11 protein-coding genes are annotated in these 20,897 nt (G+C 41.0%); 2 read left to right on the top strand and 9 right to left on the bottom strand.

All coding sequences use genetic code 11. The features are described from left to right. From DW182_RS09420 to DW182_RS09440, 5 genes are read right to left on the bottom strand one after another with little or no spacing between them, the layout of a single operon-like run. Positions 1 to 1,464, bottom strand: coding sequence for a glycosyltransferase family A protein (locus DW182_RS09420; RefSeq protein ID WP_118295337.1), 1,464 nt, complete (start codon positions 1,462 to 1,464; stop codon positions 1 to 3). A 32-nt stretch (positions 1,465 to 1,496) separates the two neighbouring features. Further along, positions 1,497 to 3,356, bottom strand: a complete 1,860-nt coding sequence (locus tag DW182_RS09425; protein ID WP_118295338.1) for a PQQ-binding-like beta-propeller repeat protein — start codon at positions 3,354 to 3,356, stop codon at positions 1,497 to 1,499. Positions 3,357 to 3,379: 23 nt separating this feature from the next. After that, a complete protein-coding gene (locus DW182_RS09430) occupies positions 3,380 to 6,508 on the bottom strand; it encodes a xanthan lyase (RefSeq protein WP_118295339.1) in 3,129 nt (1,042 codons plus the stop codon). A 22-nt stretch (positions 6,509 to 6,530) separates the two neighbouring features. Next, complete coding sequence (locus tag DW182_RS09435; RefSeq protein ID WP_117707978.1) at positions 6,531 to 7,979, bottom strand: sodium:solute symporter; 1,449 nt, start codon at positions 7,977 to 7,979, stop codon at positions 6,531 to 6,533. Between the two features lie 41 nt (positions 7,980 to 8,020). Next, positions 8,021 to 9,187, bottom strand: coding sequence for an exo-beta-N-acetylmuramidase NamZ domain-containing protein (locus DW182_RS09440; protein ID WP_118295340.1), 1,167 nt, complete (start codon positions 9,185 to 9,187; stop codon positions 8,021 to 8,023). Positions 9,188 to 9,546: 359 nt separating this feature from the next. On the opposite strand from DW182_RS09440, the gene DW182_RS09450 reads away from it, so the two are divergent. Further along, positions 9,547 to 10,779: an ATP-binding protein gene (locus tag DW182_RS09450; RefSeq protein ID WP_255421289.1), complete on the top strand. Its 1,233-nt coding sequence runs from the start codon at positions 9,547 to 9,549 to the stop codon at positions 10,777 to 10,779. Between the two features lie 122 nt (positions 10,780 to 10,901). Here DW182_RS09450 and DW182_RS09455 read toward each other — a convergent pair whose 3' ends face one another. After that, entirely contained in the window at positions 10,902 to 12,632 is a 1,731-nt protein-coding gene (locus DW182_RS09455) for a RagB/SusD family nutrient uptake outer membrane protein (protein ID WP_118295341.1), read from the bottom strand. A gap of 32 nt (positions 12,633 to 12,664) precedes the next feature. Then, entirely contained in the window at positions 12,665 to 16,060 is a 3,396-nt protein-coding gene (locus tag DW182_RS09460) for a TonB-dependent receptor (protein WP_118295342.1), read from the bottom strand. 419 nt (positions 16,061 to 16,479) lie between these two features. On the opposite strand from DW182_RS09460, the gene DW182_RS09465 reads away from it, so the two are divergent. Further along, positions 16,480 to 17,805, top strand: a complete 1,326-nt coding sequence (locus DW182_RS09465) for an ATP-binding protein (protein ID WP_117707981.1) — start codon at positions 16,480 to 16,482, stop codon at positions 17,803 to 17,805. 101 nt (positions 17,806 to 17,906) lie between these two features. Here DW182_RS09465 and DW182_RS09470 read toward each other — a convergent pair whose 3' ends face one another. Both DW182_RS09470 and DW182_RS09475 read right to left on the bottom strand, forming a co-directional pair. Further along, positions 17,907 to 19,349: a glycoside hydrolase family 10 protein gene (locus tag DW182_RS09470; RefSeq protein ID WP_117707982.1), complete on the bottom strand. Its 1,443-nt coding sequence runs from the start codon at positions 19,347 to 19,349 to the stop codon at positions 17,907 to 17,909. Positions 19,350 to 19,446: 97 nt separating this feature from the next. Further along, positions 19,447 to 20,859, bottom strand: a complete 1,413-nt coding sequence (locus tag DW182_RS09475; protein WP_118295343.1) for a DUF4623 domain-containing protein — start codon at positions 20,857 to 20,859, stop codon at positions 19,447 to 19,449. Between the last annotated feature and the right edge of the window lie 38 nt (positions 20,860 to 20,897).

The raw sequence follows: 20,897 nt of genomic DNA on the forward strand, positions 1-20,897 counted from the left end.
TTATCCTTTCTTATTCATTGCTACACGTGCCTGAAGTTCCCAAGTACGGATGCGGTCTTTATACAGATTATGACCATTCATTTTCACGATATCCAGTGAAGCATCCGAGTTGTCGTCCCAGCGGCGGCACATGTAAACTACGTCATATACACGACCGATCTGGTATTGGCGGGAGAAGTTTAATCCCAGTGCATAGTCTTCACCATAGCTGGTATTCGGAACTTTCACTTCACGCAGCACCGGAGTATAGAAAGCACGCGGAGCACCCAGACCATTGATGCGGAGTGCATTGTTGCGTCCGTTTTCGGGGGTCCATTCTTTATGGTCGATAATACCCGGAGCAATCATATTCATATTGAAGTCCGTCATCATATAAGTACCTACCACCATGGCGCAATTCTGTTCATAGAAAGCACGAACCATAGTGGTCAGTGTATTTTCATCGCTGTATACATCGTCGCTGTCCAGTTGCACGGCAAATTTACCACACTTGGGATGATGCACCCCCATGTTCCAGCACCCGCCGATACCCAGGTCCTTGCGTTCGGGGATAATGTGGATGAGGCGTTCGTCGTTCTTGAATTCGTCAATAGCTTCTGTGGTTCCGTCCGTAGAGTGGTTATCGATGATAATCAGGTTGAACTTAAAGTCGGTCTTTTGCTTCAATACCGAATGAATGGCATCGCGGATAGTACGGATACGATTGCGTACAGGGATGATAACCGAAGCTTCATATTCGAAGTTGCCTGCTGAGAATTCTATTTGTTTGAATTCAGGTGCCAGATAGCCGCCGATTTCTTTCAGATGCTCGGTACAAGCCTGTTCCATTTCAATCTGACGGTCGCGGTTTCTGGGATCCACGTAATCGAATATCTTCTCACCGCTTTTGCGGGTATCGTCTTCGATTTCGCTGTACAGGTACTCGTTGATGTGTACCAGACTTGCTTTCTGGCTTACTTTCAGACGAAGGTCGTAAAGTCCGGCAAATTTATATTCGTCTTCATTCATGCGGGCAGCGGCTTCCTTGAATGCATTCGTACGGAATAACAGTACGGAACCGAAGTCGAAATCATCGCGCAATGAGCCGAATTGATAATCTATCACCGGGGCATTGGTTTGCTTGCCTTCCTTTACTTGGTAACGGTCAGCGTATACCATGCCTGCACCACTGTCTTCAGCAATGTGTATCATACGCTCCAGGGCGAATAACCCCAGTTCAAGCGTTGTATATTTTGTATAGATCAGCGTATATTCTGCATCGCTATGTCCGGCGATGTACCTCATAGCAGTGCTGGACTGGATGGATTGCATGTGCAGGGTACTGCATCCGGGTAGGTTTTCTGTAACGTCCGGTAGGGCGAGCAGATAAATATTATTCACTAAGCCGGTTTCTTGCAGGCCTTTTACTGTCTTTTCCGCTTGTGCAGCTCCTGAGAAAGGAACGAAGCAATTGATTTTATTCATAATGTCCTATATTGCTTTTAATTATTAATTCTTTAATTTTTAACTCGTAGCAGTCCTACTTCGCCACTGGTGGCGGTGAACAATACCTGTTGCCCGTTCAGCGGCACTACGGTATTGATCAGTGAGTTACCTATCTTATGTTTCCACAAGACTTTACCTGTCTGGGCTTCCAAAGCAAAGATCAATCCTTCCTTGGTACTGCCGAACATTACACCTCCCTTTTCCACTTGCATAGAGGGTGCATGTTCGTATCCGAAGCCGACGTTACTTGCCCATAATTCACGGGGTTGATCTCTTTGTGTGGCATAGCAGACAATACTGTCGTTCATAGTCTTGCTGAATACGCGCGTTCCGTCTTCCGATAAACCAATCGTTTCACGTACCATAGACTGGAAAGTGCGCCATACTGTTTCTCCATTTTCTATATTGATAGCCGTCATGGCACGTTGCGGGTCGGTGATAAATACTTTGCCTTCTGCAGCTACCGGCCATACGGCTGCGGGTGAGAAGTGCATGCGCGTTAAACCGCCTGTCCACTTCCATAATTCCTTGCCGTCTGCCTTATTCAATGCATAGAGGGTATTGTCCCAGGCACCGAAGATCACTTTGTCGGCTGTTACCAGTGGTTTGGTTTCAATGTATCCTTTCACACCGGTATATGCCCAGATTACTTTACCTGTATGGATATCAATTGCACGGAAAGTAGAATCGCTGGCACCAATGTAGGCAATTCCATTTTCAATGGTTACCGCACCCAGTACCGGGCTTTTTGCTTTTACAGTCCACAGCAGTTTTCCGTCTTTGCTGTTCAGACCGTAGATGTTACGGTCGGCAGAACCGAATACGACTACACCGTCTGCCGCAGCCGGAGTGCCTACAATGCGTTTGCCGGATTGGAAGTTCCATAGTTTCTTTCCATTCTTCAAGGCATAGCAAGTCAGATAACCCATATCGTCTCCGACGAACACTTTTTCTTTTTCTACTGCAGGTGAACAATAGATGCCTGCACCGGTTTGTACTATCCACTGTTCTTTCACATTCGGGTATTCTGTGTTGACTGAAAAATCGGGGTATTTCTCTGCTTTTCCATTACGATCATAATAGGGCTGAGCCAGCGAGAAAGCAGCCCATTGTTTTTTCGATTCGCCGATGCGTTGAGTGTAGACGAGGATTGAATCTTTCGTTATATCATAGATACCATATCCCGGTTTTCCATCTTTATCACGCAGGTTGCTGCGCATCAAAATACCCGGAATGCCATCATAACGCAAATCCCGGTTACGGTGATAGTGCCCGCCGATGAACAGACGAATGTTATAGGGGCGTACTGCATCTGTTACTTCATACCAGTTATCCACATCTCCATCCAGTAACGGATAATGTGTGACGAGTATAACCGGTTTATCTTTTCCAAACTTATCGATCTCTTCCGTCATCCAACGGATGTCCTGCGGAACAACATGTCCGTAAGCCATACGCATCAACGGGCCGGAGTTGAAACCTAGAAACAGGATGCCTTTATGCTTGAATTCAAAGCGTTCGCCGCCGAATATCTCACCGAAGGCAGTACAACCGGAGTCGCTCCATTTGGTTTCATGGTTACCGAGGACCACGTAATACTTTGCTTTCAGTAAATCCAATGTCTCTTTGACTTTCAGCATAGTGGCACGGTCGCCTTCTTCAGTGATATCGCCCGTAACCAAAACAAAGTCAATACTGTCTGTCGCATTTATTTGCGCGACGGAACGTAGCAAGTCTTCCGTCGGGTTGGGATTGTTGGGGCTGAAATGGATGTCCGTTATTTGTGCAAAACGGAATGTGCCATGTTGTGCCTGTACCGCGAACGGTAGCAGGCACCCCAACAGGAACATTATTAAAAGTCTTCGCTTCATAGATGATGATTGGTTTTAGTATATTATTGTTTGAATGAATCTGTTTTTTCACTGAAGAATGTCAGGATGGCATCCATTAACATTTCTCTTTCAGAGGCGGTGCGTAATGCTTCGAACGGGAAAGCCAGTATGCAAGTCTTGTAGTCGCCTTTGTAAGCTACTCCGGCACTCAGGTTGTTTTCCGAATAGCGCATAACGGTGTATGCATCTTTGGTTGCTGGTTCGATGGCATCCGGTGATTCTACTACATAGCTGTCTGCATTCAGTTCATTATGGTATGTATAGTTGCCTGAAAGGGCGGGGAACGGTGAAGCTACACATTTCACCTTACCCTCTGTAGCTGCCTGCCCCACGCGCCATTTATATTTCAGGACTTCTGTTGCAAATTTCTTATCGGACTCCTGAGCCGGGGCAAGGCGATTGTCCCAAAGGTCGGTTCCAACATAAGCACCCGAAACGAAGATGTTTCCGCCTTGTCCGCAATATGCGGTGATAGCTTCCTGCATAGGTTGGCTGAATGTTTTGAACTCTAATGGCTTCACACCGCCACATCCCATTTTAGTCTGACATTCTTTACCCAATATCAGGTCTACATACTTATAGTCGTTCAGGTTCATAGTTTTATTTTCCACACTTTCATCGCTGCAAGATATGAAAGAATATCCGGCTTTCAAAATAGCGGCTCCATGAATAGCGGGATAATCGAATGTGTTTCCGGCGATTACTTTATCTTCGTAATTGCCATAGCTGTCTCCGAAGCCGGAAGCATCGTCGTCCATCCATGGAATGGAACGGCGGTATTCTTTCATCTTACCGATATAGCTGATATCTTTCAGATAAGGTACGCCGTGGTCTAGATCATCTAAGAAACCGGCAAGTAAAGTATCACCGGGAGCAGGTGCAACAAAATCTGCCGGAGCACTGATGCGGTCGAAGCCGTTTACTATCAGTACGATATCTGAGTGATTAGCGTTTGTTTGCTTATCACTCATCGTTAATCGCTTATAACTATTAAGTGCACGTCCTGCAGAGAGTATTTCGGACGGGAAACTTTCTCCGCCCTTGTTGACGGCAGTTACTTTATAGCTGCATACCATGCCGGCAGGGAGGGCAGTGCGATAGGTATTCTTATCTACCAACACACCATTGTCGAAATCGCCATCTCCGATGCGGGTATAAACTATATATTTTTCAGCATTTGCCGTTGGCTCCAGTGGGTCGGCTACGGGTTGCCAGGTCAACTCTATTTCATTCTCGCCTACCATTTTCAATGCCATATTGTCGACAGGTAACGGCTGAACAATATAATCCATGTGGTATTGCGAGCAAATGAATTGCAGCATACCTTTATAGATTGCACGGCTTACCGTAAAACGGAAACGTGGATCTAAACCATAACGCATGTCTGCAAAGTTCTGGTGAGAAAGTAATTCCAGTAACATAGTGGGGACACGGGGTACACGTGCTTCGTAGTAGGATTGGTTCCACATACCGCGGCGTGTCCAATCCGGTTCGTATAGGCTGCGGATATCCCGTACGATATTTGACTGAATCAGGTCTGTCATGTCGTGTGCCAGATAGCGGGATGCTCCGTTGGCGTATTCTTCATTGTAAACGTTGGTATAGTAGATACCCAGTGTTCCGATGATGGAATCGTTTAGCGTGGTTCCTGCATCTGAATGGAAGGCGAAAGCCATATCTACCGGGATATTCAGTCCTTGTTCTGTCGGATTAACCGTAGAACCACCGGCAAGGTAATTCACCCAGATACCACGACATTTGTAATCGTCTGTATAGTCATTCTTACCTTGACTGTCGGAATAGACACTGTCCGGAATACCTGCCCATTGAAGCCAGTAGCGTGCTGCCTCGCAGAAACGGGGATAACCGCTTATCTCATACGGGTAATTTATCTTCGGCATTTCTTTATGCACTATGGCAGCATTGCCGTCCGAACTTTTAATATTCTCTGTGGCACCTGCATCAGAGATACGGCGTGCTATATTTCCCATACCACCTCCGATTTTTACGGCATCAGCGGTAACGATACGTCCGGCTTTATCAGAACGATTGCTTAAAACAACTTTTCCGGCATCGCTTTTTCCGGCATCAAAACCAAATGTACCCAGATAAATCCAGGTGCCGCCACCCATCTGTTGGTTCACTTTGAATTGGGATACTCCTCCTTTGTGATAAACAGTGTAAAGAGCATCATCCGTACTGTTTGGCAATGATTTATAGGATACATAAACGGCATACTGTCCGGTTGACGGAAGTTCAGGAATCCATTCGGCAGTGCTTTCTTTCTCTTTCTTACCTTTTACCGTCTCAACTGTGCGGAAAGTTCCTTCACGGAATGGGTTCTCAAAATTGATATATTGATCGCGCAGATGGGCGAAACCTTCACCAGTACCTTGCATCCAGTTCTTATCGCCTGTCTTTTCTGTATAAACGGAACGGGAGTGAAGGCAACCGTCATTGTCTACAACAACTTCTGCTATTTGACTATCCCGTTCACGGGGTATCAGCACATTAGCTCCTGCATTCTCCAACATGGGAACCAGGAAAGGCAGTACATAACTTTGCGTATATAAATCTTCCACCGTCTGGAAGATGCGGGCGCGTTGCCATTCCCAACGTGTCAGTTTAGGCTCATAATAGAAGCCGTGACTCTGCCACAAGGCAATGTGACGGTTCTTTAAGCCATTTGTAGGGGTATAGGGGGTAGAAAGGGCCGTTACTAAGGGTTTTGTTCCGGCAGGATTGAATGTTTTGGCTTTTTTGTCCTTTTTACTGCGTAGTGCTTGGGGAATTAATTCTTCAATGCTACGCTTATTCGTGCGGATTTGCAGGTTGTACTTTGAAAGCTCTGCCGGAAGCAGTGCCTGCACACCTTGATAAATCTCTGTCACATTATCTTCCCGGAAAGGAATATATGCACAGTTTATGTTAGCAAACAATTGCAACATATTTCCTTCAATGGAAACAGAGTCAATCCGGATGCGTCCTACGGAAACCTCTTTCCGTGCAGTTGCGTCCAGAAACTTACCGATTTTCTGGCGGACATCCGTCGAAAGCTCTTGCGCGCCTCCCGTCTGGGGGATCAGGGAGGCGGTGAGCAAAGTGAACAAAAAATGAAGTCTTACATTCATGGATGATGTATTAAGTTAATTATTAGTTCTTATCTTTTCTGATCAACAGACAGAGTCCGATAAACGTGAACAGAGCGTTGAATATCAACAGTTCGTAGCTGAACTGATACCCATTGAACCAGGCTTCCGAATTCTTTTGCAGGATGAAGCAAAGGATAGGGGAAAGGATGGCTACCAATGGGATATATTTATCGCGAACCTGCTGTTTCATGAATATACCGAATGCGAATAATCCGAGGATGGGACCGTATGTGTAACTTGCCAGTATATATACGGCATCGATCACACTTGTGTTATTCAATAGGTTGAATACGAATATCGTGATACCCATAATTGCAGCCATGCCAATATGTACCCGCTTACGTATCTTTACGATTTCTTCTTCCGTCCTGCCTTTTGTCCCGAGGATATCTACTGTAAAGGAAGTTGTTAAAGCTGTCAGTGCTGAGCCGGCAGCGGAATAAGCCGAAGAAATAAGTCCGATGATAAACAGGATACCTACAACTGCAGGGAAGTAGTTACCGGTGGCTATCAACGGGAAGAGTTCATCGCTCTTTTCCACCTGAATACCCTGGTTACCAGCAAAGATGTAAAGCAATACCCCCAGCATCAGGAACAGCAGAATTACGAAGAACTGTGATATAACACTCGTAATCATATTTTTCTGTGAATCTTTGAAGTTTTTGCAGCTGAGGTTACGTTGCATCATGTCCTGATCCAGTCCTGTCATGGCAATCATTGTGAATGCCCCGGCAAAGAATTGTTTGAAGAAATACTGCTTGCTGTTTATATCGTCAAAGAAGAAGATGCGTGACATGTCACTATCTGCAATGGTGCTAATCATACTGCTAAGCGACAGGTTGAGATCAGAAGCAATATAACTGATGCAAAGAACTACCGATACCACCAGGCAGAATGTTTTGAGTGAATCTGTCCAGATCAGGGATTTTACTCCACCCCGGAACGTATAGAGCCATACTAATGCTACGGTAATAGCTACATTCAAAATGAAAGGTAATCCAAACGGTTCGAATACCAGCAGTTGCAGTGTCAAACATACGAGGAACAAACGTACTGCGGCTCCCAGCATCTTAGATATGAAGAAGAACCATGCACCTGTCCGATAGGAAGACATACCAAAACGATTCTCCAGATATTCATAGATGGACACCAAGTTCATCCGATAGAACAGTGGCGTCAATACGAATGCAATGATTAGTTGTCCCGCAACAAATCCCAATACCATTTGCAGATAACCAAAACTACTGGCAGCTACCATGCCCGGCACTGATACATACGTCACTCCGGAGATGCTGGACCCAATCATGGCAAATGCCACAACATACCAGGCCGATTTACGGTTACCAACGAAGAAACCTTCATTGTCGGCTTTTCTACCGGCTATGTAGGATATAGTGAACAGTATCACAAAATAAGCGGCAATGGTGATAATAACGGATATCGGGCTCATACTATTATTTTACGATTGGACAATTTATATCGGTAATAAACTTACTCTTCATAAAGCAAATATGGTTTACGTTGTGCCTTGAACTTTTCAACATCACCTTTCCACATGGCTTTAATTTCATCAGCACTTTTTCCTTCTTTAATCATTTTTCGTACATAATCTCTTCCCACTAACAACTCAAAGAACGGGCGGAAGAAATGGTCATCCAGATTCAAGTTACGGTAGGCGTCAATGACATAGGTTAAATCTACTCCTCGCTTCCAGATCTCCTCATCGCTCATATTGCTCAGATCTACGCCATGGCATAGTTTATTCAACTGAGGCGGATTCTTTGCTCCGGGAATACTTCTTGGAGTGAAGCTATAATTATATCCGGTCATATTGGGATGTCCATACACCTGAAATGGCAGTGAAGTCCCTCTGCCTAAGCTGACAGGTGTTGCTTCAAAGAAACAAGTAGACGGATATAAATATATCGACTTCATATTCGGCAGATTAGGAGATGGAGGAATTGGCAACTGATACTTTGTCTGGTGTGTATAGTTCTTACACTTGATAACAGCTAAATCACATTTGCGTGAACCGGGTAACCAGCCTTCTCCATTTACCATTAATGCAAGTTCCCCTAATGTCATTCCGTGTACAATAGGAATCGGCAACCATCCCACACCTGATTTATATTTCATATCCAGAATCGGTCCGTCTACATAATGTCCGTTTGGATTGGGGCGGTCTAACAATAAGACTTTCTTATTATATTCCACACAAACATCCATTAGCCTACACATTGTTATATAATAGGTATAGAAGCGTAGCCCTACATCTTGTATATCTATTATTAATATATCGAACTTTTGCATTGAAGCCTTACTTGGCTTCTTATCTTTACCTTCATAAAGTGAAAGGATAGGTACACCCGTTTTTGAGTCTACTGAACTGGATACGTGTTCTCCTGCATCTGCATTTCCACGGAATCCATGTTCCGGTGAAAAAATGGCAACTACATTGAACTTATTTTCTAAAAGGACATCCAATAAATGTTTGTCTCCTATCATTCCTGTATGATTGGAGAATATAGCGATTTTCTTATCTTTCAGGATGGGAAAATACTCGGAAGTCTGTTCGTCACCCAAAATGATTCGATCTTTTTGCGCTTGACACAAGAAGGCACTGCACAATAAAAGAGCCAGTAGCAGAAGTTTCTTCATAATAGTATTATTGTTAAGGAGGATTTTCGTAGCAACAAAGATAGACTTTATTTTAATATCAAAAACACTTATTTTATTATTTTTAGTATTATAATTATTAATTTGCAAATAAATGAGTGGCTTATTTTGTTGATATATGGTTCCCTTTGGTTAATATTTATCTAATAAACATTTGTTTATTGCCTCTTACTTTTTATCTTTGTGATAATTAAATGGATATTAAATTAATGGCTATTTAATTAGAGGAGGTTTAATTAATAATACTTTAATAGATTATGAGATTCTATAATCGCGAAGAAGAGATAAAGTTGATCCAACGGACAGAAGAAAAATAGCTTTCTTCTGCCTGTTTCACTGTTATTATGGGGCGTCGTCGTGTGGGTAAAACTACTTTGTTGCGGAAAGCTCTTGAGGGAAAACGATATATTTACTTATTTGTTTCACGTACCAATGAAGCTTTATTATGCGATGCTTTCAAAAAAGAAATAATGAATAAGCTATCTATCCCTATTTATGGTAATCCTACTCGTTTCGTTGATTTGTTCGAACTCTTAATGCAATATGCTTCACGAGAACATTTTACTCTCATTATCGATGAATTTCAAGATTTTGACCGTGTCAATCCGTCAATTTTCAGTGATATACAGAACATTTGGGACCAATATTCTTCTCAAGCAAAAATAAACTTTGTCGTTTGTGGTTCTATTTATTCTTTAATGAGGCAGATTTTTGAAGATCATAAAGAACCATTGTTCGGCCGCCTAACTTCTAAGTTCATACTGAAGCCATTTAAAACTTCCGTGCTTATTGAAATTATGCAAGAATACAACCCCACATTTACGCCGGAAGATTTGTTGTGCCTATACACATTGACCGGTGGAGTGGCTAAATACGTAAGCTTGCTAATGGATGCTGGTGCTTTCACCAAAGATTCGATGATTGATTTCCTGACTCAACCCGATTCCCCACTTTTGACGGAAGGTAAAGATATGCTAATACAAGAGTTCGGACGCGATTACAGTACCTATTTCTCTGTTTTACAACTGATTGCTTCGGGAAACACACGGCAGAGTGAAATAGACAGTATCATTGGAAAAAATAGCGGTCCTTATCTGAAAAATCTCAGCGAAGATTATTCACTCATTCAAAGACAGCTTCCTCTTTTAGCTAAACCGGGAACCAGAAATCTACGCTGGTTTATGTCCGATAACTTTCTTAATTTCTGGTTTCGCTTTATTTACCCTCATCAGTCCGCCATCGAACTGGAAAAATACAGCCAGCTAAACGAATATATCAAAAGCCATTACGTACAATATAGTGGATGGATGTTGGAAAGGTATTTTCGGGAAAGAGTTGCAGAAACCATGAATGTTACCCAAGTGGGTAACTATTGGAATACTAAAAGAGAAAATGAGATTGATCTGATTGCACTGAATGATTTCGAGAAGAGTGGTGTTGTTGCTGAGGTAAAGCGTAATCCGAATAAAATAAATTATACTGTCTTGGCAGAGAAGATAGCTAATCTACCCAAAGAGTTTACACAATATAATTTAGTTCAGAAAGGGCTTTCATTGGAAGATATGATGAAATAACAATAACACAAATAAAGCGTCCATTCACCTTGAGAATAAACAAAGTGAATGGACGCTATTTTTTTTGATGATTAGGAAATTACTCTATCTGTCAGTTCTAGTTTAATCCCTCATATTTTCAATTAGTCTCCCCAACCTCTGTTTTGAGTTAATTGTGGATTAAGAGTTATCTGTCCTGTTGGTACTGGATACCAATAGTGTCTTTTATCAAATGTGCGTGTCTGCCCACGTGAGGCATCCATATAATTCCCTTTTAATGTCACATCTTTATTACTTGCAATTTCCGGGTCAGCACTAAGGTTAGCTCCTAAAAGAATATCAGGGTTTATGCTTGAATCCAGTTTGTCCAATTGATGCCAACGAATTAAATCCCAATAACGGAACCAGTTATCAAACATGAGTTCACAGCGACGTTCGCGACGAATTTCCCAGATTAATGAACTCACGCCATGATTATTGGCGGGGTCATCAAATCCTACATTTTGATTGAGATGCGGCAAGCCGACACGATCCCTTAATAAATTAATCGTCTTATCTAAATCGGATTGTGTAATAGCCTCACCTCCGGCATCCGCAAGCTCGGCAGCAGCTTCGGCATATTGCAGATATATGACAGCTAACCAGAAAAGCGGACCGTGGGTGTAGTTGGAACCCGTCTGATTGCGATAATTTACGGGAATTTCTTCATTATCATATTTGCTCACTCCATAACCAGTAGAAGAAGACATGGCCATTCCTACATCGAAGCGTGTGAAACCACGTCCTACATAGAACACAGCAGAGTCAATAGTCTGTTCCAGGCGTTTATCACGTACCTTTAATAGGTGAGAGATAGAAAATACGCTTCCTGCAGACCCTTTTTTTATTAGTTTAGGAAGATCACTTTTGTCCTCTGAAGTCAATGCCAACGGCTTGCCATCGGTAAATAAATAAGCTTCAAATGCATTCTTCGACATGCCATTAAGCTGTGTGGAACTACAAGTATAGTCAATCAACGAATGTGAGAAGATATCTTTCTTGTATTGCTTAAAGAATATAATCTCTGAATTGTTAAACAAATTAGTAGAGTTATATTGTCCTTGATAGGTATCACCTAATTTGTAGTTTTTCCCCATGATATAAGCGGCAGCCGATTTTGCTTCTTTCAGATATTTCTTTGCGCCTTCTATATCTGGTGCTGTTTGATAATCTTCCGCCTTGCGATACTTGCGGAATGTTCCTTCATACAGACAAATTTCCGCTTTGATGGCATAGGCTAAATTCCGGCTCCAAGTATTTTTAGACGATACATCTCTTATATTGGCACAAGCAAAATTCAAATCTTCCAGAACTTTATCCATCACTTCGTCACGGTTATTGCGTGGACCATACAAAACACCCTCATCTGTAATATCCAGTGCTTTATCTGTATAAGGGACATCGCCATACATACGTACCAAGTGGTAATAATCCCATGCACGCATCATGCGACCAACTCCTATCCAATGATTCTTAGCTTCCTCATTCATAGACGTTTCCGCTACTTTCTCTATCATGATGTTAGCACGGCGAATATCTACATAAGAGTCCTTCCAGTTTCCTGAAGTTGCCGGGGTAGTCAAATAAGTCCATTGGGCAAAAGAGCTGGCTCCTTGATCATCTGAAAGTGTTTTATAATAGAAATCACCAAAGCCGGTACCATTGCCATAGCCGGTAAAGTCCTCATAAAAAGCATTAGCATAACCGGAAATGTTCCCTTCGTTTTTCCAAAAATTGGTATTGGTAAAAGTATCCAGTGGACCTTTATCCAAAATATCATCGCAACCTGCAAAAACCAGAAGCGACAACAGGCATAATATATTTATCTTTTTCATACTTACTTTTTTCTAATTGTTAGTAGCTGAGCTTAGAAAGTTACTTGCACGCCAAAGGATACGGTACGTGTCATAGGATCTGCGGTACCCCATTTACCATCCGTCAATGAACCAGTATCAGAACCGTTGATTTCCGGGTCAACCGGTGCGTTACTCTTATTAATCAGTTCGCAAAGATTGTTAGCGCTGAAATAAATGCGCACTTTATCCAGATAAGCCTTGCGAGTCAACTGACGAGGTAATGTATAACCAACAGTCAAGTTTTTGAAACGTAGGTAAGCCATATTTACCAAGTATCTGCTTTGGGGATAGAAGTTATGATTACCACCTTGAATGATACTGGATGAAATAGTTCCCTGACTGGTATTCCCCGGATAAAGACTTGGGAAGAAAGCATCCGTATTATCTTCAGTCCAGTAATCCGTCTGATTCTCGTAAATTGCATCAGTGCCACGCATCATCGGCATTACAAAATAACTGGTAGTCCAAACAGAACGTTTACCTACACCTTGGAAGAACATGTCAAGGTCAAAGCCTTTCCACTCGCCGCCTAAACGGAAGCTATACTGGTAACGAGGAGTGGTATTACCTATTACTTTCAGGTCGCCATGATCTTCAGGAGTACCCTCACCTGCATCAATCTTACCATCGCCATTCAAATCTTTGAATTTCACGTCTCCCGGTTCATACAAGAATCCTTTTTGTTGCAGTTTATGCTGGTAGGCACCATTCTTCAGTTTATAAGCTTCAATTGCTTTTTCGGTACCTTTCGGGACAACTTTGCCATCGGGATCTACATATACTTTTACTAACTTGTCATTAGCATCATACTCAAAATCAGACTTCTGATATAGCCGTTCGGTCTCAAAACCCCAGATGTCGCCATATACTCTGCCGCTGAAATTTGTGTTTAAGAGACGAGTATCGTTATCCCACTCGGTAATGATAGTCTTGAAGTCGCCGATACTGAAATTACCATAAACAGAAAGTTCATTGAATTTGTGATGATAGTCAATGCTCAATTCCCAACCACGAGTGCGCAATGTACCGGCATTAATCTTCGGAGCACTTGCTCCCAACACTTCAGGCATTGTCTGTCCCGGAGCCAACATGTCTTTCGTGGTACGTTGATACCAGTCGAATGATACATTTACATCATTATTCAAGAATCCCAAATCGGCTCCCAAGTCCAGTGTTTGGATTCGTTCCCATTTTAGTGTAGAAGAAACTAAAGACGGCATGCCATAAGTCACAACTTTTACTCCACTATTATCCAGCCAGTGTGTATTGGTAGCTGTATACTTTGACAATGTGGAAATATACATATTACTACCTACGGCTTGATTGCCGATTTCACCGTATGAACCACGGATTTTTGCATTGCTAACAACTTTTTTGATGGGGGCAAAGAAAGATTCCTCACTGATGCGATAGCCAGCCGATCCGGAAGGAAAGAATGCCCAACGGTCTGCTTCAGGGAATTTAGAAGAACCGTCATAGCGTCCGTTCAATTCTAAAAGCCAAATCCCTTTATAGTCATAATTGATACGGGCAAAATAGCCGCAAGCTCCCCATTCGTTGTGGAAACCACCTACTGTTTGGTCGCCGGTTGCCAAGTTAAATTCCGGTAGATTGGGATCTAACAATCCCAGACGTTTTGACGTGGATTTTTCATTCTCTCCCTCTTCGGCGTTACCACCAACCATTACATTAAAGTTATGTTTCTGGGCAAGGTTAAATTCGTAATTAGCATAAATATTTAAAGCATAAGACTGGTCACGTTCTGAATCACGGTAAACATACGATTTGGAAGCCGGAACTAACTCAATTGGAGTACGGATATCTCCACCCCATGAGTTATAACCTGTAACAGGAAGTGCGGAAGTGCGGTTGAAGCCATTCATAACATTAAATGTATAATCGGCATTCACTGTTAGCCCTTTCATAACTTTCAATTTCAAGAAACCTCCTAAGCGGGTGTATGTATTGTTATATTTATCTTCTCCGGCTTGTTTACGATAAGCAATATCATTTTTCATATCCATTCCATTGTAGGTTCCATAGGGGCCAAAGAAACTGCCCCAACGCCACATGTATTGATACGTAGAACGTTGTGTTGCCGGAGTATTATATGTTTTGTCGCTGTAGCTGAAACGACCTCCTATCTGTAACCATTTGGTTATGTCAGAAGTGACGTTCATGTTTACAGTCCATTTATTCATCTTGTCAGGATTGAATTTCATGATTCCTTCGTTTTCATTATAACCTAAAGATAAGTAATAAGAAGTCTTGCCGCTGGTACCTTGAACTGAAATATTATGGCTTTGAGAAGGTTTCCAATTCCGATACATAATACCCACAACATCCCAATCGGCATAATATTGCCCAATTCCCGTATTAGGATCCATATCAAAATCCTCGCCTAATACCATTTCACGATATCCGGCTTTTTTACCTCCATGCTTATCTCTCCAAGCTTCTGCTTTAGGCAACATATCATCCAACATCATACCGAACAATTCATTTTCGGAATTGGTGCGTTTGTTCGCCGCTCCCAATGCTCTGATTTGTGTAGGAACATCCGGATAGTTAGGCATCACAGTCGGCGTTTCCCATGCAAAGTTGTTGGTGTAGTTAATCGTAATCTTATCTGTTTTTTTAGCAGCTTTGGTGGTGATAAGTAACACACCAAATGCAGCCCGCGTACCATAAATAGACGTGGAAGCAGCATCTTTCAGTACAGAAATGTTCTCGATGTCCTGTGTGTTTAGATAAGTAATATCATCCATCGGAACACCATCTACTATAATCAACGGATTACTTTTGGCTTCATTGCTCAAAGTACCGGTACCACGGATCGTGATAGTAGGCTCTTTATTTATTGCACCCGAAGAATTGATGATGGAAAGACCAGGTACAACTCCCTGTAAGGCTTTTGATACGTCTGATTGCGGACGAGCTTCAAGAGATTTGCTAACATCTACTGTTGATACGGCACCTGTTAAATTAGCTTTTTTTTGCGTGCCATAACCTACGACCACCACTTCATCCAATAATTCTGTATCCTCTTTCAATATAATTTTCATTATTTTGGTAGCCTTTATTTCTTGAGGTTGATAACCTACAAATGATATTTTCAATATTGCATTAGTCTGTACATTCAAGGTAAATTTACCGTCAATGTCTGTCATAATACCATTTGTCGTTCCTTTTTCCACTACACTGGCGCCAATGACTGGTTCTCCATTGGTGTCTATAACCAAACCGGTAACAGTTATTGCTTGTAATTGTTCTGTCGTGCCCAAGGATCTGCCGCTTGCAGGTTGGGTAGCCATCGCATTACCGCTACCTAAAAACAGTGCACTGATTGCTACTGCTGTGAGGAACTTGCTATATGCTAATCCTCTTTTTTTGCGTTCTTCATTCATAAATGATTGATGATTTTGTTGTTAATTAAAATAGTTCTCTCAAAAAATAGGGTAAGGATAGTCCGTTTAAAATAGTAATTAGGGCTATTTTCTCGGTTAGATAGATTTCTTCTCCATAGGCTTGTTTCTATTTATAGGTTTAACTTATATTTCATCTCTCTTATATTCTTTTTCGTAGCATATAAGTTCCAAGAGAACATTGCTGAAAATGTGTAGTAATAAAGATGAGCAAAAAACGTGTTGGTCCTGAATATCACCTATAGTAATAGCTGATAAGGTTAAAAAATGCCATATAGAATATGTTGAGAGAATAATTATCCGATTATTATTTGTTTATGTTCCGATTATTGGTAGTTTTGCCAAAAACAGGAACCTGTTTTGTGTGATAATGCCAATAATCGGAACATAAGACTGTAGCTATGGAATTGTATCGGAGTATAATAGAAGATTTGAAAGCGTGGAAACGCAATTCTGAAAGAAAGCCCCTTATATTAAAAGGAGCACGTCAAACCGGAAAAACTTGGATTCTTGAATATTTTGGGAGAACAGAGTTTAAGTACACGGTCAAATTTAATTTTGACAAGGATCATTCTATCCATGAGATATTTGAAACAACTAAAGAACCCTCCCGAATTATCTCACAATTGTCATTGCTCACTGACAGTCCTATTCTGCCGGGCGAAACCTTACTTATTTTCGATGAAATTCAAGAATGCAATCCTGCCCTGAACGCATTGAAGTATTTCTACGAAGATGCGTCTGAGTATGCTGTTGTAGCGGCAGGCTCTTTGTTAGGTGTAGCTTTGTCGAAGGGAGATTCATTCCCGGTAGGCAAAGTTGAGTTCTTGAATTTATATCCTCTTACATTTAAGGAATTCTTGAAGACGATCAATGAAAAACTATATAGCTATATTGAAGAACTTACTGAAATCGCTCCTTTACCACAATTCGTTACTGACAGGCTTAGTGAACTGTATCAACAATACTTGGTCATTGGTGGAATGCCCGCCGTAATAAACTATTTCCTCGAAAATAAAGGTATGGAAAAAGTGAAAAAGGAACAGCAAACAATACTGAATGCCTATACTCTGGATTTTTCAAAACATGCAGAAAATAAAGATATTCCCCGTATTACTCATATTTGGAATTCCATTCCCAGCCAGTTGGCTAAAGAGAATAGAAAGTTCCTATATAAATTGGTTAAGCCCGGTGCACGTGCCCGTGATTATGAAGACGCTTTGCTTTGGTTGGAAAGTGCCGGTTTGATTTACCGGGTATTTTGTACAACAAAACCGTTTCTTCCTTTGAAAGCCTATGATGATTTGTCAGCATTCAAAGTCTATCTATCCGATGTCGGACTGTTGCGTGAATTATCCGGGCTTCCATTTGAAATTATATTTTTGGGTAACGGTGCATATACGGAATTTAAAGGAGCTATTGCTGAAAATTATGTTTTGCAGAGTTTAGTTCCTCAATATGATATTCTTCCACGATATTGGACTTCTATAGGGAAAGCTGAAGTTGATTTTGTCATTCAGTCTGGTAGTGAAATTATCCCTGTTGAAGTAAAAGCTCAAACTCGGTTAGGAGGTAAAAGTTTGTCTGTTTATGATGCAAATTATCATCCGGCATGTAAGTTACGCTATTCATTGAATAATCTAAAACAAGATGGCACGCTGATTAATATACCTTTATATCTGGCAGATTGGACAAAGAAGATTGTTAATTTTTTGACCTTGCACTAATTAAATAATCATTAATTTAATGGCTATTTAATTAGTGCAAGGTCTAAAAGTATCTGCTTATGTTCTGATTGTCAAGGAGTATTTTGCAGGATGAACCTATTTTAATAGTTTACAGATTTCGATAAATCACTTTCTGCATTTTTCTTATCGAGTGCTGTTACGAAATAAGTTCCTTTTTCATTCAGTTTGAATGTGGTATCTTTAGTGGTCCCTATTAAACTGGCTATTTGGTTGATACCATTATCTTTATACACTGCATAATAAGCAGCTTGTACTCCACTCCATGATAAATTACTTCCACTTACGCGGACATTAGTAGGAGTGTTTGGCTTTTCAGCTATGGTTCTGCCTAAGTAGGGGAGTAAGACAGGGGTTTTATATACATTCCTGATTACATCCATAATCCTAACTTTATTTTCTACCAAATATTTAACGCTATACAAAACACTTCCTTTTACTTTTGGTTTTGTTTTTGCAAAGTCGAACTGTTTCTGCAGATCTTCGGACGACTGGAATTTACTACCATATGCCGGGTCACCAAATTTATAAACTCCATATCCTACTAAAAGATGATTCTCATAAATATATTGTGACCATAAATTTAGTCTCTGGTTAAAACTACTTTCTTCCGTACCCGTAGCAAAATACAATTGTGGAATTACAACATCCACCCAGCCTTCTTTCGACCACTTTTTCACATCTGCAAACAAAGTATTATAGTTACTATCCATATTGGCAGCAGGACTGATGGAGAAAATAACATCAGGGCGAGTCTCAATAATAGTCTTTTGAATATTCTGGATTACTGCATTTACGTTATTTCGTCTGAAATCAGCAATATTATCAAATTGTGCCTTACCATATTTTTCATATTCCACATTATCATTCATGCTCTCAGATGCTTCTAATGCAGGATAGAAATAATCATCCATGTGGATACCGTCAACATCATATTTAGTAATAATTTCCTTGACGATTTGTGTGATACGGGTTTGCACCTCGGGTAAAGCCGGATTGTAAATCCGAATCTTTTCGTAATCCTTAGTCAGTTCAGAAGGAATCTTTGGGTCCAACTGAGGAAATGAGGAGTTCTTATTTGCCCGGGTTGAAATACGATAAGGATTCAACCAGGCATGGAATTGGATATTTCGTTTATGAGCTTCTTCAATAAGAAATCCCAGAACGTCATAACTTGGCTTAACTCCGGAAGTTCCTGTGATATACTTACTCCAAGACTCATATTGCGAATCATAAAATGCATCTGCCATTCCCCGAATCTGGAAGAATATTGCATTCATTTTGTTTTCGACTAATAAGTCCAGATAGTCAATATACTTTTGTTTCTGAGCTGTAGCATTGTATTCCTCCATGGGCCAGTCGATACCCCAGGCTGTAGTTACCCATACTCCACGTAACTCTTTTTGAGGCAAAGTCGAAGGTGTATTTTCTTCCGGTGGCGGTATAATATCATCGTCATTGTCCTTACTACAAGATGCGACAAATGCAATGAAAATAATCAAGGTTAGATATTTCAAATATTTCATTCCTAAATTCAGAATAATGAAGCCGCCTAATTCTCACTCATTAGACGGCTCCTATGTTAATACTATAATTTATTTGATTAAAAAACGAAGATAGTTATTAATCTTCTTCCTCTTGTTTGATAGGGAATTCACAGATTACAAAACCAGAATCTGTACGCGAGCCGAAAATGCAGAGTTTAGCATCCTTTCCATTTTCATCTTTCTCTATAAGATAATCTGTTTGTGCAAGAGCTGCTCCATTACCGCTTCCACCCAAGATGAATTTATAATCAGGATTATGATTATCTCCTTCATCAAACTTCTGCATTGCTTCAGCCACTGTACTCCCCTTGGTCAGATTGTAAACAACCAAGGAAGGAGTTGCTTTAGATGCACTTCCTTGTCCGGCACTACAAACTATCAGATAACGTTCCTCATTAAAGGTAAATATCCTGGGGGCAACCGCTTCTGTTTCCAGGTTCGATTTGTTCATTGCATATTTACTTCCAAGAGATTCATCAACCAACGTAACAGGCAATCTTACTCCTGACCATACATATTGGTCTGTATCTTCTATCCTATACACATTGGTAACCATAGTCGCATCAGCGCTTGAAGTCAGTACTTTCGGTTCACCTATTGTCTTATGATTACTTACGGTCAGTCTCAAAAATTTAGTAGATGCATTATCTCCGAAGAAGATAAATCCATTACCGTTTTTATCAATATTGACTGATATATTATCTCCATGTCTGTTTCCAGCTCCAGGAATATCCGATACTTTGATATCGGCAATAACTTCAGGTTTAGAAGTTGGTGTATCCCAATAATAAATCTTCAATGGTGATGCTTGAGAACCTGATAGAGATGCAATATATACATGTCCGTTTGTCAATGCTCCCATATTGTAAGAATAGGTTCCACCCGTTACGCCCGTAAGATCCAACATTATCGGTTTAATTTCACCTTTCTTCAGTTCAGACACCTTAAGAAGATGTGGAGCAGTTTTTCTGCTGACAATCAATACATGTTCACCATCATAAGAAGCACATCTTGTTAATAGGCTTCCATAATCAGGATAGATATTGTCTCCGGAGAAATCATATACTGTAGGCTTCTCAAAATCAGCTCCGTATACCGGAATTCTTTTTCTGACTCTTATAAAATATTCTTTGTATCTCTTTTGATTTACTATCCGAAGAACCAAAGTCTTAGAAGCAGTTTCTTCATCCATAGAAAAATCCAATACCGAATTTTGAAGAGTAGCTCCATCAGAAAGCTTCGCGTCCAGATTAAGAGCAGAGAAGTTCGTTGTCATATCCAAGCGAGGGAAATTGATGATTTTATTGTCTTCATCAATAGTTCCTTCTACCACTGTATTGCCATCTGCACCTGCATTGGTTATTTTGATAGAAAGAAGTTCGGTATCATAAGGTGCTATATGGCTTTTCGGATAATCCTCATCGCAGGATACCAGACCAAGTCCCAGCAATACAGCCAAAAATCCTATATTTCTTATTAATTTATACATAATCTCATGTTTTAGTTTAAAATAATTTCCATGATTTC

The organism is Bacteroides sp. AM16-24 (genome assembly GCF_003471885.1).
Classification (GTDB): Bacteria; Bacteroidota; Bacteroidia; order Bacteroidales; family Bacteroidaceae; genus Bacteroides.

What these genes read in the sequence shown, in the direction of transcription:
- DW182_RS09420 (WP_118295337.1), bottom strand. Translation starts at nt 1,464, where the DNA reads ATGAATAAAATCAATTGCTTCGTTCCTTTCTCAGGAGCTGCACAAGCG.
- DW182_RS09425 (WP_118295338.1), bottom strand. Translation starts at nt 3,356, where the DNA reads ATGAAGCGAAGACTTTTAATAATGTTCCTGTTGGGGTGCCTGCTACCG.
- DW182_RS09430 (WP_118295339.1), bottom strand. Translation starts at nt 6,508, where the DNA reads ATGAATGTAAGACTTCATTTTTTGTTCACTTTGCTCACCGCCTCCCTG.
- DW182_RS09435 (WP_117707978.1), bottom strand. Translation starts at nt 7,979, where the DNA reads ATGAGCCCGATATCCGTTATTATCACCATTGCCGCTTATTTTGTGATA.
- DW182_RS09440 (WP_118295340.1), bottom strand. Translation starts at nt 9,187, where the DNA reads ATGAAGAAACTTCTGCTACTGGCTCTTTTATTGTGCAGTGCCTTCTTG.
- DW182_RS09455 (WP_118295341.1), bottom strand. Translation starts at nt 12,632, where the DNA reads ATGAAAAAGATAAATATATTATGCCTGTTGTCGCTTCTGGTTTTTGCA.
- DW182_RS09460 (WP_118295342.1), bottom strand. Translation starts at nt 16,060, where the DNA reads ATGAATGAAGAACGCAAAAAAAGAGGATTAGCATATAGCAAGTTCCTC.
- DW182_RS09465 (WP_117707981.1), top strand. Translation starts at nt 16,480, where the DNA reads ATGGAATTGTATCGGAGTATAATAGAAGATTTGAAAGCGTGGAAACGC.
- DW182_RS09470 (WP_117707982.1), bottom strand. Translation starts at nt 19,349, where the DNA reads ATGAAATATTTGAAATATCTAACCTTGATTATTTTCATTGCATTTGTC.
- DW182_RS09475 (WP_118295343.1), bottom strand. Translation starts at nt 20,859, where the DNA reads ATGTATAAATTAATAAGAAATATAGGATTTTTGGCTGTATTGCTGGGA.